General features: G+C 67.3%; 15 protein-coding genes. 4 read left to right on the forward strand and 11 right to left on the reverse strand.

Annotated elements, in window-relative coordinates; all coding sequences use genetic code 11:
- Nucleotides 1-85: 85 nt before the first annotated feature.
- The 5 genes from tuf to ACFWIW_RS17875 all read right to left on the reverse strand — a co-directional run bounded on the left by tuf (nucleotide 86) and on the right by ACFWIW_RS17875 (nucleotide 4,882).
- Nucleotides 86-1,279: an elongation factor Tu gene (gene tuf / locus ACFWIW_RS17855; RefSeq protein ID WP_016331088.1), complete on the reverse strand. Its 1,194-nt coding sequence runs from the start codon at nucleotides 1,277-1,279 to the stop codon at nucleotides 86-88.
- Nucleotides 1,280-1,403: 124 nt separating this feature from the next.
- Nucleotides 1,404-3,503 (reverse strand): elongation factor G, encoded by a 2,100-nt coding sequence (fusA, locus tag ACFWIW_RS17860; RefSeq protein WP_378369428.1) that lies wholly within the window; start codon nucleotides 3,501-3,503, stop codon nucleotides 1,404-1,406.
- A 63-nt stretch (nucleotides 3,504-3,566) separates the two neighbouring features.
- Complete coding sequence (rpsG, locus tag ACFWIW_RS17865) at nucleotides 3,567-4,037, reverse strand: 30S ribosomal protein S7 (protein WP_007031033.1); 471 nt, start codon at nucleotides 4,035-4,037, stop codon at nucleotides 3,567-3,569.
- Entirely contained in the window at nucleotides 4,037-4,411 is a 375-nt protein-coding gene (rpsL, locus tag ACFWIW_RS17870) for a 30S ribosomal protein S12 (RefSeq protein WP_003102113.1), read from the reverse strand. The genes rpsG and rpsL overlap by 1 nt, the downstream gene beginning before the upstream one ends.
- 324 nt (nucleotides 4,412-4,735) lie before the next feature.
- Complete coding sequence (locus ACFWIW_RS17875; protein ID WP_378369429.1) at nucleotides 4,736-4,882, reverse strand: hypothetical protein; 147 nt, start codon at nucleotides 4,880-4,882, stop codon at nucleotides 4,736-4,738.
- A gap of 191 nt (nucleotides 4,883-5,073) precedes the next feature.
- Between ACFWIW_RS17875 and ACFWIW_RS17880 the strand changes: the two genes are divergently transcribed.
- The 4 genes from ACFWIW_RS17880 (at nucleotide 5,074) to ACFWIW_RS17895 (ending at nucleotide 7,957) form a co-directional block, all read left to right on the forward strand.
- Nucleotides 5,074-5,643, forward strand: a complete 570-nt coding sequence (locus ACFWIW_RS17880) for a YbaB/EbfC family nucleoid-associated protein (RefSeq protein ID WP_378369430.1) — start codon at nucleotides 5,074-5,076, stop codon at nucleotides 5,641-5,643.
- 127 nt (nucleotides 5,644-5,770) lie between these two features.
- On the forward strand, nucleotides 5,771-6,130 hold the full coding sequence (locus ACFWIW_RS17885) for a type VII secretion target (protein ID WP_240595821.1): 360 nt from the start codon (nucleotides 5,771-5,773) through the stop codon (nucleotides 6,128-6,130).
- A gap of 15 nt (nucleotides 6,131-6,145) precedes the next feature.
- A complete protein-coding gene (locus ACFWIW_RS17890; protein ID WP_240595822.1) occupies nucleotides 6,146-7,333 on the forward strand; it encodes a hypothetical protein in 1,188 nt (395 codons plus the stop codon).
- A 3-nt stretch (nucleotides 7,334-7,336) separates the two neighbouring features.
- Entirely contained in the window at nucleotides 7,337-7,957 is a 621-nt protein-coding gene (locus ACFWIW_RS17895; protein WP_378369431.1) for a hypothetical protein, read from the forward strand.
- 52 nt (nucleotides 7,958-8,009) lie between these two features.
- Here the strand turns inward: ACFWIW_RS17895 and ACFWIW_RS17900 are convergent, their stop codons facing one another.
- From ACFWIW_RS17900 to ACFWIW_RS17925, 6 genes are all read right to left on the reverse strand, one after another.
- Complete coding sequence (locus ACFWIW_RS17900; protein WP_378369432.1) at nucleotides 8,010-8,504, reverse strand: GNAT family N-acetyltransferase; 495 nt, start codon at nucleotides 8,502-8,504, stop codon at nucleotides 8,010-8,012.
- Nucleotides 8,505-8,577: 73 nt separating this feature from the next.
- Complete coding sequence (locus ACFWIW_RS17905; RefSeq protein ID WP_378369433.1) at nucleotides 8,578-9,063, reverse strand: hypothetical protein; 486 nt, start codon at nucleotides 9,061-9,063, stop codon at nucleotides 8,578-8,580.
- Nucleotides 9,064-9,118: 55 nt separating this feature from the next.
- Entirely contained in the window at nucleotides 9,119-9,343 is a 225-nt protein-coding gene (locus tag ACFWIW_RS17910) for a hypothetical protein (RefSeq protein WP_378369434.1), read from the reverse strand.
- 26 nt (nucleotides 9,344-9,369) lie between these two features.
- Complete coding sequence (locus tag ACFWIW_RS17915; protein ID WP_378369435.1) at nucleotides 9,370-9,603, reverse strand: hypothetical protein; 234 nt, start codon at nucleotides 9,601-9,603, stop codon at nucleotides 9,370-9,372.
- Nucleotides 9,604-9,628: 25 nt separating this feature from the next.
- A complete protein-coding gene (locus tag ACFWIW_RS17920) occupies nucleotides 9,629-11,389 on the reverse strand; it encodes a hypothetical protein (RefSeq protein WP_378369436.1) in 1,761 nt (586 codons plus the stop codon).
- Between the two features lie 81 nt (nucleotides 11,390-11,470).
- On the reverse strand, nucleotides 11,471-13,315 hold the full coding sequence (locus ACFWIW_RS17925; RefSeq protein ID WP_378369437.1) for a hypothetical protein: 1,845 nt from the start codon (nucleotides 13,313-13,315) through the stop codon (nucleotides 11,471-11,473).
- Between the last annotated feature and the right edge of the window lie 58 nt (nucleotides 13,316-13,373).

Consider the following 13,373-nt stretch of genomic DNA (forward strand, 5'->3'; position numbering starts at 1 on the left):
CAGGACGAGCAACCTGAATAGTGTCGCACACGTGATTTGACGCCCCTAACCCGGGGGTGTATTACCCCCGGGCGGGGCGTCTAAATCACTTGATGATCTTGGTGACCTGGCCGGCGCCGACGGTCCGGCCACCCTCGCGGATGGCGAACCGCAGACCCTCGTCCATGGCGACCGGCTGGATCAGCACGACGCTGATGTCCGTGTTGTCGCCCGGCATGACCATCTCGACACCCTCCTTGAGGGTGACGACGCCGGTCACGTCCGTGGTACGGAAGTAGAACTGCGGGCGGTAGTTGTTGAAGAACGGGGTGTGACGGCCACCCTCGTCCTTCGACAGGATGTAGACCGAGCCCTCGAACTCCGTGTGCGGGGTGGTGGTGCCCGGCTTCACGACGACCTGGCCGCGCTCGACGTCCTCGCGCTTGATACCGCGGACCAGCAGACCGACGTTGTCGCCAGCCTCGCCGGTGTCCAGCAGCTTGCGGAACATCTCGACACCGGTGACGGTGGTCTTGGTCGACTTCTCCTTGATGCCGACGATCTCGACCTCTTCGTTCACGTTGACGCGGCCGCGCTCGATGCGACCGGTCACGACCGTGCCACGGCCGGTGATGGTGAAGACGTCCTCGATCGGCATGAGGAACGGCTTGTCGAGCTCGCGGACCGGGTCCGGCACGTTCTCGTCGACGGCTTCCATCAGCTCGAGAACGCTCTCGCCCCACTTGGCGTCGCCCTCGAGGGCCTTCAGGCCGGAGACCTTGATGACCGGAGCGTCGTCACCCGGGAAGTCCTGGGAGGACAGCAGCTCGCGGACCTCGAGCTCGACGAGCTCCAGGATCTCCTCGTCGTCGACCATGTCGGCCTTGTTCAGCGCGACCACGATGTAGGGCACGCCGACCTGCTTCGCGAGCAGCACGTGCTCACGGGTCTGCGGCATCGGGCCGTCGGTCGCCGCGACCACGAGGATCGCGCCGTCCATCTGCGCCGCACCGGTGATCATGTTCTTGATGTAGTCCGCGTGACCGGGGGCGTCCACGTGGGCGTAGTGACGCTTCTCGGTCTGGTACTCGACGTGCGAGATGTTGATCGTGATACCGCGCTGCTTCTCTTCCGGCGCGTTGTCGATCTGGTCGAACGCCGAAGCGGTGTTCAGCTCGGGGTACTTGTCGTGCAGAACCTTGGTGATCGCCGCGGTCAGAGTGGTCTTACCGTGGTCGACGTGACCGATGGTCCCGATGTTGACGTGCGGCTTGGTCCGCTCGAATTTCGCCTTCGCCACTGGAATGTCCTCCTGGACTGTTTTGCTTACTCACCGGCCAACGTGGCTGTCGGACGGGGATTCGTTTCTTGACGGATGCTGCGGACGTTCAGGAGTGTTCCTTATGCCCGCGAGCGGACGGGAACTACTCCCCCGTCGCCTTCGCGATGATTTCCTTCGCGACGTTCGCGGGAACCTCGGCGTAGGAGTCGAACACCATGGAGTAGTTGGCACGCCCCTGCGTACGCGAACGCAGGTCGCCGACGTAACCGAACATCTCCGACAGCGGGACCAGTGCCTTGACGACACGGGTACCGGCGCGCTCCTCCATGGCCTGGATCTGGCCACGGCGGGAGTTGAGGTCGCCGATCACATCGCCCATGTAGTCCTCGGGCGTGGTGACCTCGACGGCCATCAGCGGCTCGAGGATGACCGGACCGGCCTTCTTCGCGGCTTCCTTCATCGCCATGGAGCCGGCGATCTTGAAGGCCATTTCCGAAGAGTCGACCTCGTGGTACGCGCCGTCCAACAAGGTGAACTTCAACCCGACGAGCGGGTAGCCGGCCAGCACGCCGTACTGCATGGCGTCCTGCGCGCCCGCGTCGACCGACGGGATGTACTCCCGCGGCACGCGGCCACCGGTGACCTTGTTGTCGAACTCGTAGAGGGCACCGTCGGTGGACTCGAGGGGCTCGAGCTTGACGATGACCTTCGCGAACTGACCGGAACCACCGGTCTGCTTCTTGTGCACGTAGTCGAGCTTCTCGACCGTCTTGCGCACCGTCTCGCGGTAGGCGACCTGCGGCTTACCGATGTTCGCCTCGACCTTGTAGTCGGACTTCATGCGGTTGACCAGCACCTCGAGGTGCAGCTCGCCCATACCGGCGATGATCGTCTGGCCGGTGTCCTCGTCCAGGTTGACCTGGAACGTCGGGTCCTCTTCGGCCAGCTTCTGGATCGCCAGGGACAGCTTCTCCTGGTCGGCCTTGGTCTTCGGCTCGATCGCGACGCGGATGACCGGCGCCGGGAACGTCATCGACTCGAGGACGACCGGGTTCTGCGGGTCGGCGAGGGTGTCACCGGTGGTGGTGTCCTTCAGGCCGATGACCGCGTAGATGTGGCCGGCCTGGGCCTCGTCGACCGGGTTCTCCTTGTTGGAGTGCATCTGGAAGAGCTTCCCGATGCGCTCCTTGCGCTCCTTGGTGGCGTTGATCAGCTGCGCGCCGGAGGAGACCTTGCCCGAGTACACCCGGATGTAGGTCAGCTTGCCGAAGAACGGGTGCGCGGCGATCTTGAACGCCAGAGCGGAGAACGGCTCCTCGGTCGACGGCTTGCGCGACACGACGGTCTCGCCGTCGGGCAGCGTGCCCTCGACGGCCGGGACGTCCAGCGGCGACGGAAGGTAGTCGATGACCGCGTCGAGCATGGGCTGGACGCCCTTGTTCTTGAACGCGGAACCGGTGAGCACCGGGTACGCCTCGCGGTTCACGGTGAGCTTCCGGATGCCGGCCTTGATCTCGGCCTCGGTGAGCTCCTCGCCCTCGAGGAACTTCTCCATCAGGGAGTCGTCGGTCTCGGCGACGGCCTCGACCAGCTTCTCGCGGTACTCGGCGGCCTTGTCGGCCAGCTCCGCGGGGATGTCCTCGACCGAGTAGTCCTCGCCCTTCTGGACCTCGCCGCGCCAGGTCAGCGCCTTCATGCGGACCAGGTCGATGACGCCTTCGAACTCGTTCTCGGCGCCGATCGGCAGCTGGATGACCAGCGGGCGGGCGCCGAGGCGCTCCTCGATGGTGCGGACGGTGAAGTAGAAGTCCGCGCCGAGCTTGTCCATCTTGTTGACGAAGCAGATACGAGGAACCTCGTACTTGTCCGCCTGACGCCAGACCTGCTCGGACTGCGGCTCGACACCTTCCTTGCCGTCGAAGACGGCGACGGCACCGTCGAGCACCCGCAGCGAACGCTCCACCTCGACGGTGAAGTCGACGTGACCCGGGGTGTCGATGATGTTGATCTGGTGGTCGGCCCAGAAGGTGGTGGTGGCAGCCGAGGTGATGGTGATACCCCGCTTCTGCTCCTCCTCCATCCAGTCCATCGTCGCGGCGCCGTCGTGCACCTCGCCGATCTTGTAGTTGATCCCGGTGTAGAACAGGATCCGCTCGGTGGTGGTGGTCTTACCGGCGTCGATGTGGGCCATGATGCCGATGTTGCGGACCTTGTTCAGGTCGGTCAGCACTTCACGTGCCACGAGAGTGTTCCCCTGTCTCAAAATTGGGGCCCGGCAAGGCTTTGATCGGCAGCCGGGCGTTCATCACCAGCGGTAGTGCGCGAAGGCCTTGTTGGACTCGGCCATCTTGTGCGTGTCCTCACGCCGCTTCACGCTGGCGCCGAGGCCGTTGCTCGCGTCGAGGAGTTCGTTCTGCAGACGCTCGATCATGGTCTTCTCGCGACGGGCCTGCGAGAAGGAGACCAGCCAACGAAGCGCGAGGGTCGTCGAGCGGCCCGGCTTGACCTCGATCGGCACCTGGTAGGTGGCACCACCGACGCGGCGGCTCTTCACCTCGATGGTGGGCTTCACGTTGTCGAGGGCGCGCTTCAGCGTGACGACCGGGTCGGTGCCGGTCTTCTCGCGAGCGCCTTCGAGGGCGCCGTAGACGATGCGCTCGGCCAGGGACCGCTTGCCGTCCTTCAGCACCTTGTTCACCAGCTGGGTGACCAGCGGGGATGCGTAGACGGGGTCAGAGATCAGCGGCCGCTTCGGGGCCGGACCCTTGCGGGGCATTAGCTCTTCTCCTTCTTCGCGCCGTACCGGCTGCGCGCCTGCTTACGGTTCTTGACACCCTGGGTGTCGAGCGAACCGCGGATGATCTTGTAACGGACACCCGGCAGGTCCTTCACACGACCACCGCGCACGAGCACCATCGAGTGCTCCTGCAGGTTGTGGCCTTCACCGGGAATGTAGGCGGTGACCTCGATGCCGCTGGTCAGCTTCACACGAGCGACCTTGCGAAGCGCCGAGTTCGGCTTCTTGGGGGTTGTGGTGTACACGCGAGTGCACACGCCACGCCGCTGCGGGCTCCCCTTGAGGGCCGCGGTCTTCTGCTTGGCAGCCTTGTCCTGGCGGCCCTTACGGACCAGCTGCTGGATCGTGGGCAATGGACCAGCTTTCTGTTCGCGATCTTGCTACTACGTGTTGTCTCCGGCCCCCGCGGTCGGGCGTGTCGGCCCGCGTCACGGTCTTGCGACCGGTAACTTCCCGTAGGGATTTTCCGTCGGATCCCGTGTGGGCGAAGCCTTCGGACCGGATGCCTGAGCACCCCGTCCGTGCCGCACGGCACACGGGACGGCCCGACGCCTGCCGGGCACGGTCTCCAAAGATACCCGGCCACTTCCGGACCGGCCAAATCGGGGGGTCGATAACTATATCGTGCCGGGCGGCACGCCGCGGCCACCCTGATGGAACGGCGTTTCGGACCGCTTCTATTCGTCTTCCGGCTTGGCGTGATCGGCCCGGCCCGGATGCGGGTCCCGGGAAAGATCGATCAGCGGATGCACGGGAGCCCCCTCCGGCGCCGCGTGACTCCCCCGCCTGGGTTCCTCGGTGCTTTCCTTCTGCTCGGCGTCCACGACGCCTCCCCTCGTTCGTACTGATACCGCCTTGCTCGGCGGTCCACGCTACCTATTCCCCTATCGGGTGAGCCGGATGGATCCGATAACCACCCCGTCGCGTCGAACCGGTGAATGAGTCACGATGAGACTGGTCACAGCGTCGGCCCGGGCCGGTCCGGCCGTCGCACCGCAAGTAATGGGGAGGCTCCATGTCCGCCGAGTTCGAGCAGCTGGTCGCGCAATTCGACAAGTTCCAGTCCCAGCTCCAGAACGTCGACGATCGGCTCGCGAATATCGGCGGCATGCAGGACGAGCTCAGCCGGATCGAGGCGACGGCGTCCTCTTCGGACCGTTCGGTGACCGTGACCGCCGGGCCCGGCGGCGCGATCATGGACGTCAAATTCACCGAAGACGCCCTTCGCCAGCGTCCGGACGCCCTTTCGGCGGCGCTGATGTCGACCATCCAGCAGGCCGTGGCCGAATCGGCGCGCAAGCAGGCCACCATCGTCGAAGGACATATGGGCGACGACCTCAACCTGGTGGACCAGGTGCTGGAGACCCAGGCCGAGCTGTTCGGCACCTCCGTCGAGGAGATGCGGGCACGGATGGAGGAGGAGTCGCCTGCACAGCCGGCGGCCGAGCAGTCCGACGACTACTCCGAGCGTTCCGTCCTCAAGTCCGCCGACGATCCGCAGCGACCGCCGGCCCCTCAGCCCCCGGCGTCGAGCGGCTCCGACGGCGACCGCTTCCTGAAGAACCTCTTCGACGACGACCACTGACCCCCGGATCGCGTTTAGCGGGCTAAACGCGATCCGGGGGTTTCCGGAACCGTGAGCGGCGCCCCAGGGTCCAAGGCGCCGATCACGACGAGCCGCATCGGAAGGTGCGCGAAGGGAGGGACCGCCGATGGCCGGAGGGCACGAGGTGGTGATCAGCGCTCTGCGCACCTACTCGGGCAAGCTCGGGCAGGACGTGCAGATCCCGAACGAGGTCGGACGGCTGGTGCAGCAGTCCGACGTCGGCGACGAGTCGTGGGGCGTCGTCGGCCTGTTCGTCAAGAACGAGTACACGTCGATGCTCACCGATCTGCAGGATCTGCTGATCGAGATGTCCGCGGGACTGACCGCGGCTTCGGAGAAGCTCGGCAACGCCGCGACCGCCTACGAGCGGAACGAAGACGACAACGTCAAGGCGCTCAACGAAATCCTCAAGCTGCTGGAGCAGCCGGCGCAATCGAGGACACCGAAGATGGGGCCGGCCAAGTAGCGAGGGGGACTGATCGTGGCCGATCAGAAGATCACCGGCGAACACACCAAGATCCAGATCAACGACTACAACCCGGACACCATCCGCACGGACAAGATGCTGACCTCGCTGCCCGGTCCGATCGGCAGCGGCTTCAGCACCTTCGACACCGTCAAGAAGGCGACCGCGGACGGGTTCCAGGCGAGCGACATCGGGACCATCGCGGCCAGCGGCGCCGGCTTCGTCAGCTCGTGCATGGGCGTGGCGGATATCGCCAGCGACCCGATCGGCTGGCTGGTCGGCCAGGGCCTCAGCTTCCTGATGAACGTGTGCCAGCCGATCCAGGACGCCATCCACATGGTGAGCGGCGACGGCCCGGCGTTGTCGAACGCGGCGGGCAACTTCAACAACATCGGTGTCTACCTGCAGAACTACAGCAAGAAGTTCGGTGAAGACGCGGAGACGTCGCTGTCCCAGTGGACCGGTGACGCGGCGAACGCGGCGGGCGAGAAGCTGGCGAAGTTCGCGCAGGGCATCGACGGGATCGCCGCGCAGGCGGGGGACATCGCCCAGCTGCTGCAGATCTCCAGCATGGTCATGACGGTGATCGAGGAGTTCATCAAGGCGATCCTCACCGAGTTCATCACCTGGCTGATCATGATCTGGATCCCGGCGCTGGCCGCGGCCGTCCCGACCTGCGGCGGTTCGACGGCGACGGCGGGCGGGCTGACGGCCACCCGCGCGGTCTCCACGACGTCGAAGGTGCAGAAGTTCCTGAACAAGCTCCGCCAGCTGCTCGACAAGATCAAGCAGTTCCTGGGCAAGCTCAAGGAGTTCTTCGGCAAGTGGAAGGGCAACTACAAGGAGCTGATGGCCCACAACAAGTCCACCGCGCAGCTGGCGGCGGGTCCGGGCGCGTCCGCGTGGGGCAAGTTCGCCTCCAAGGACGGCGCCATGGGCGGCAGGCTCGCGGACGGCTTCGGCGAGCGGATGACGTCGGCCACGAAGAAGGCCGCTCTGAACACCGTCGGGCTCGGCAAGGCCACCAATCCGGACGGCAGCTGGAAGACGCCGGAGACGGGCCGCGAAAAGGGTGAGGTCGCGGCGGGTGTCGCCGGGAAGGCCGGCACGTACACGTCGGGCGGGATCAAGGCGGGCCAGTACGGTTCCGTGGGTGACGACGAACAGACACCCGAGGAAGCCTCCGACAACCTGGACTTCTGAGCCGTGACCGCGTGGATCATCGCCATCGTCGCGGTGGCGCTGCCGATCGTGCTCGCCGTCTGGTGGATCCTCGCCGGGGCGGCGAAGAAACGCGGTCTGGCCACGTTGGCGCGGGAGCGGGGCTGGGACTTCTACACCGGTGCCCGGCTCGGTGCCGCCGGCGGACGGCACGAGCAGCCGGCGACGAGCCGCGCGCCCGCCCCGCTGCGGCGGGCCGGCGAGTCGATCGACCAGGCGGTGGTGGGCACGCACCGGGGGAAGCCGTTCGGTGTCTACCGGTATCACCGGCCGGGCGCCGGGTTCCGTCAGGACGGCACCCGCGAGTCCGGTTCGCTGCGGACGGTCGTGCACGTCGAGGTCAGCGCGGCCATGCCGGACTGCACGCTCTCGATCAGCGGGTCCGAAGTGGACTGCTCGAATCCCGCGTTCGTCCTGCGCCCCGAGGTCCGGGACTGGCTGACGGGGAACGCGGGCCGGTGCCGCGAGTTCCACACGTCCGGGCGGACGGTGGCGGTGGTGCCGAAGGTGCTGCCGAGCGGGAAGCAGCTTCTGCGCACCTTGGACTACCTGGCCGACGTCGCCGACCGGGCCCCGCTCACCGCCACCCCGCCGGATCGCGTTTAGCCCGCTAAACGCAGGTCAGGCCGCCCGCGCCGCACGGATCGCGTTTAGCGGGCTAAACGCGATCCGGGACTTCCAGGGACTTCGCGAAGTAGTGGTGGGCGAAGGGTTCGTTGTTGAAGGGCTCGACCTCGTCGTAGCCGAGGCGCGCGTACAGGGCCCTGGCCTCGACCAGGTCGCGCCGGGTGTCGAGACGGATCAGCGAGGCGCCGAGGCCGCGGGCGACGTCTTCGGCGGCGGCCACGAGCAGGGCGGCACCGCCGTTGCCGCGCTCGGACTTCCGCAGGAAGACGCGGGTGAGCTCGGTGATCTCGGGCGAGACGATCCGCAGCCCGGCGCAACCGGCGAGCACCCCGTCGCGCCGCGCGAGGAGGAAGGTGCCGGTCGGCGGGGCCAGATCACGGCTGTGGTGCTCCAGGAGCAAGCCGTCGAGCTCCGCTTCGGTGACCTGGCGCTCGTAGAAGCGGGACGCGATTTCGTCGAGGTACTCGCGCAGCAGCCGCGCGGCGTCCGGGTGATCGACGGGGGTGACTTCGAAGCTCCAGGTCATGGTCACATTCTGCCGACCTTGGCCACCGGTTTTCGCCCCGTCGCCGGATCGCGTTTAGCCCGCTAAACGCAGGTCAGGAGGGGGCGAGGCGGCCGGCACAGGTCGCGACCTCGCCGGGGGCGGACTTCTCCGAGGTGACCACGGCGCCGCCAACGGCCACCCGGCATTCGACGGCGCCCTCGCCCTGCCCCATGAGCTGGACGGTCGGCGGGGTGCCCGTGTTCTTCCACGTGAGCTCCTTGCGCCACGGCAGCGTCACCTGCAGCTCCTGATGCACGAGCCCCAGCCCGTTGGAGTCGTAGACCACGGTCGCGGTCCCCGTCCCGGCGAGCTCGTACGCGATCCGCCAGTCGTTCGACACCGGCCGCGGCTGGCTGAGCGTCCGCGTGATCGTGCGGTCCGGTCCGCGTGACGGCGCGGCCTCGGTCGGTTCGCCGACCACGGCCACGGTCTCGGCCCGCGGTTCCTCACCGCCGTTGAGCAGCACCACACAGGTCGCGAGCGCGGCCACCACGATCCCCGCGATGGCGATGCGCCCGATCAGTTGTCTGTCGGCCATCGGTCCTCCTCGCCGAAGGCGGCGGCGCGGCCCGTGAGCCGCGCCGCCGCGGAAGTCAGGACGGCAGCAGCCGGCCGGGGACGCCGTTGAGCGACTGGATGAGCCCCAGTACCGGGACGCCGAGCGGCGCGAACGTCCAGATGTTGTCGAGGTTGCTCGTGTCCGGTTCGTCGACGACCACGACATCGTTCGGCGCGGCGAGCGCGGGAACCGCCGAGCCGAGCACGACGAGGCCCGCGAGCGCGGCGCCGGTGACCGCGCGGACGAAGCTCTTCTTCATGAGATTCTCCTTTACTGGTAACGGTTTTACGAAATGGGCGTGATGATCCCGTAGATCGGGGCGAGGACGTCGGTGGGCACGGGGACGGTCGGTCCGAGCAGGCCGCCGAGGTCGAGGCCGGGGATCAGCCAGACCGCGGGGCCGCCGCCACCGGTGGGCAGACCCGGCAGCGGGTCGGCCGAGGCGACCCCTCCGGCGAGTCCGGACAGCGCGCCCGCGACGGCGAGCGGAAGCAGCACACGGGCCGCGATTCGTTTCATTTCTTCTCCCATTCTTTTGTGGAAATCACCGCAGTACCGAGCTGATCGGCACGATCGTTCCGTCGGGGATCCATTGCCCCGCGTAGTTCCGGTCGGCGATCATCCCGACGGCGTGCGGTTCGCCCGGGTACATCGGCATGGCGTTGACCTGCGCCGCCGCGAAGATCTGGACGTCGCCGTTGATCGACCGCCACTGGTCGCCCAGCCAGCTCCGGAACCCGCCGAGAGTGGGGCTTTCGCCGCCGAAGGCGTTGCCCGCGGCGACGGCGAAGCTGACGGCGACCTGCTCACGCGGGTCGAACCTCAGCGGCACCGACGAACTCGCGACGGAGTTGACGATCGGCCCGTTCAGCAGCCAGGGCGCCAGATACAGGCCGTATTGATGGGTCGGCTTGAGCCGCTGGGACTCGGCCGCGCGGGTCATCGCCGTGTAGCCGCCCGCCCAGCCGGACACGACGAGCAGCGCGGTGTTCGGCCCCGCCTCGGCCTGCACCGGCAGACCGGTCTTGGCGGCGGTCTCGCGGACCAGCTTCGCGGCGGCCACACTGCGCGGCGAAGCGTCCTCGACGAGGGTGAGCGCGGAAGGCTTGCGCCCGGCGAGGAATTCGACGAGTTTGACGAGAGAACCACTGTCCTCACTCGAAAGCGCGTCCGCGGGGCAGGACGTGAGGACTTCGCGGCGGTCGGCGATCAAGCCGCCCAGTGCGGCCGAAGCGCATTCGGGCGCGTCCGCGTCCTCGATGGCGAGGCCCGGCTCCTCCCCCGCGTCGACCTCGATCTTCGTCTGTTCCCCGCCACGGCTGATGATCAGGTCGCTGCGGCCTTTCGGCAGGTCGACCTCGGCCCAGGTGCCCTCGGCGCCGGGGCGCACGATGGCCTTGCCGATCAGGCCGCCTTCGATTCCGGCGGACAGGTCTTCTCCCGCGCTCGTGGGAAAGTGGACGAGGTTCTTGCCTGGCCGCTGCGGGCTCACCAGTACGGGGAATCGCTGCTCGCCGAGGGCGGCGTCGGCGAGCAGCGCGACACCGGGAGTCGGAAGTTCGGGCGGTTCGGGAATGGCCGCGAGCGCGCTCCAGGCGACGAAACCGACGGCCACGGCGGCCGCACCGAACCGATAAGCGCGCGTGGATTCCTTGTCCGCGAGGAAGAAACCCGCGACGACGGTCGCGACGATCGGCAGAAGCGCGATCACCAGCAACGTGAGCCCGAAGAGCGTGCCGTAGATCCGGCGATCGAAACCCAGGCCGGAGGAGAACAGCTGGACCGCGCCCGCGACGACGAGAAGCCCGCCCAGCGTCAGGGAAAGCGGGCCGAGCCGGAAGTTCGTCTGCCGCCATTTCTCCGCGGGAACCCAGATGGAGAGGACGGTGACACCGAACCACAAGGCCGCGGCCGCGACATAGACGGTGTCGATGGCGAATTCGACGCCTGTCCGCCCGAGCGAGGTTTCGAGCACCACCAACGCGGCGAGCGCGAGCGAGGCCCAGCGGCCCGCCGACGGCCAGCGGATCAGGACGGGAATCGCCAGTGCCAGCACGAGATGCACGGTCAGCGCGATGACGTTGACGTCGGTCGCGAAGGCGGAAACCGCGGCAAGCACGGCGGAAACCCCGCCGAGGGCGGCGATGGCGAGACGAAGACGCTTCGGCGGTTCACCCACCAACGGGCGCAGAATCCCTGTGCCCGCGAGGAAAGCGGTCGCCAACAGAAGTCCGAGCCGGAGCAGGACGAGGGCGATGTCGGCTCCGGCCGAACCAGAGCTCGCCGGTATGACGTGGTGATCCATGGGGACCTTCTCCGAGGAGATCGGCGGAGCCGTGGGTGGCGGAGTGTGCCCGCCACCCACGACCTTCCGCGCCGAACAGGGTTACTTGAGATCCGCGTCCGCCACGACGAACAGTTCGGAGTGCGGCTTCGCGTTGCCGAAGGACCCGTGCGGCCAGGTCTTCCGGTTGAAGTTGATCCCGACCTGCCCGGTGAACTCGTCCCGGAAGTTCTGGTCGACCGCGACCTTCCCGTCCTCGCCGAGGTTCAGCAGGTTGACCTTGTGGTCACCGTCCAAACCGGACCGTGCGACGAAGTAGTTCGACACCGCGAGGTGCTGCGGCTTGTCGGTCTCGTGGTAGTACCCGTCGTCACCGAGCACGAAGTTGTCGTACGCGCCCCAGTGCGGGCCGCCGCCGGGCGTGCCCGGGTTGATCGGCGCCGCGCCGACGACGGTCGGCAGGTCGCCGCCACCGCCCTGCTGGGACTTCTCCTTCGTGTCGATCCGGCCCTTGATGTTCTCGACCTTGTCGCCGGCGGCGACCAGCTTCTGGATGTCGAGGACGTACACGCCACCGGTGGTGCCGGGGTCGTCCGGGCCGAGCGCGCCCTTGGACCGGCCGGTGATCGCGCGGTAGAGGTACTTGTCGTCGGGGCTGGTCTGGATCCAGCCACCGTTCGACCCGCCACCGTTGGAGTCGTTGTTCGGGTGGATCGCCTTGTTCGCCGCACCGTCGTCGAACACCTGGATCCAGTGCGGCTCCTTGGCGGTGATGTCCGGTGTGTAGAACACCGCGCCGCCCTGCATGGTCTGGGCGAACGCGCCCTTGTGCCCCGGCAGGTTGGTCACCGTGGTCTCCATGACCGCACGGCTTTCGGCGTGCAGCGGGTCCGCGGGATCGGCCCTCGGGCCGTCCGGCAGGTACGAGACCGCCTTGAGCTTCGGCTTGTTGCGGTCGGAGATGTCCCAGGTGCGGACGGTCGGGCGGCGCAGATACGGCGACGGCTGCTTCACCGGGTCGAGGATGATGTTGCGCGGCTCGGCGTAGTCACTGGTGACCAGGGTATTGAGATCCTCGCGGGCCTGGATGCCGTGCGGGTTGGCGCAGGTCGGCTTGTCGAGCTGCGGGAGGTTGTCGCACAGCTTCTTGTTGTCGCCCTGCGGCGTTGCCGCCGGTGACTCCGAAAGCACCTGCGCGTTCTGGTCGAAGCGGACGACCTCGCCGGGGCTGCCGGCGAAACCGTTGCCCACCACGGTGGAACCGTTGGCGTAGGTGTGCGGGCCGGGCACGACCGGGCCGCCCATGTACGTGCCGTACGCCGTGCCGTCCTTGAGCACCCAGTACGCGTCCGGCACGGAACCGCCGAGGGTCTGGGTCGGGAGGCTGACGCCCTTGAGCTTCAGCTGCGGCAACGCGGAGACGTCGAAGGCGTACGTCGCGGCGGCGAACAGCGCGCCGGCATAGATCGTGTCGCCCTTGTGCCACACGTACTGCATGTGGTGCGGCTCGTTCTCGACGAGCGGGCCGACGGTGGCGGTGTTGACGACCTTGCCGTAGGTCGGCGAACCCTGCGTCGCGTCGATCACGGCGAGGAAGTCCGGACCGGGCAACGCGTTCTTGATCTTGTTCAGACCGCCGCCGAGCGAACCCGGCAGATTCTTGACGTCCTTGACCAGGGTGTCGGCGATGTTCTCGTCACCGGCCCAGACCAGCAGCCACTTCTTGCGCTTGCCGTCCGCGCTCCGGGACGCCGCGACGTCCTTCGACACCAGATGGTTCTGGACCCAGTACTCCTTGCCGTCGGCCGCCTTCTTCGCGTCCTTGACGACCTGGACGTCGGCGTAGGCACTCGTCGACGAGCCGGTATAGGTCACCGTGCCCGCGGCGAGTGCCGCCGCCAAGGCGCCTATCACCACTTTTCGCCACTTTGGCGAGTTGGATAGCATTCTTTCTCCCTGTTTTCGCTACCGAAGCGCCAGACAATCGGCACATCTCTCCCCTATT

The organism is Amycolatopsis sp. NPDC058340 (assembly GCF_042723975.1).
Taxonomy (GTDB): Bacteria; Actinomycetota; Actinomycetes; order Mycobacteriales; family Pseudonocardiaceae; genus Amycolatopsis.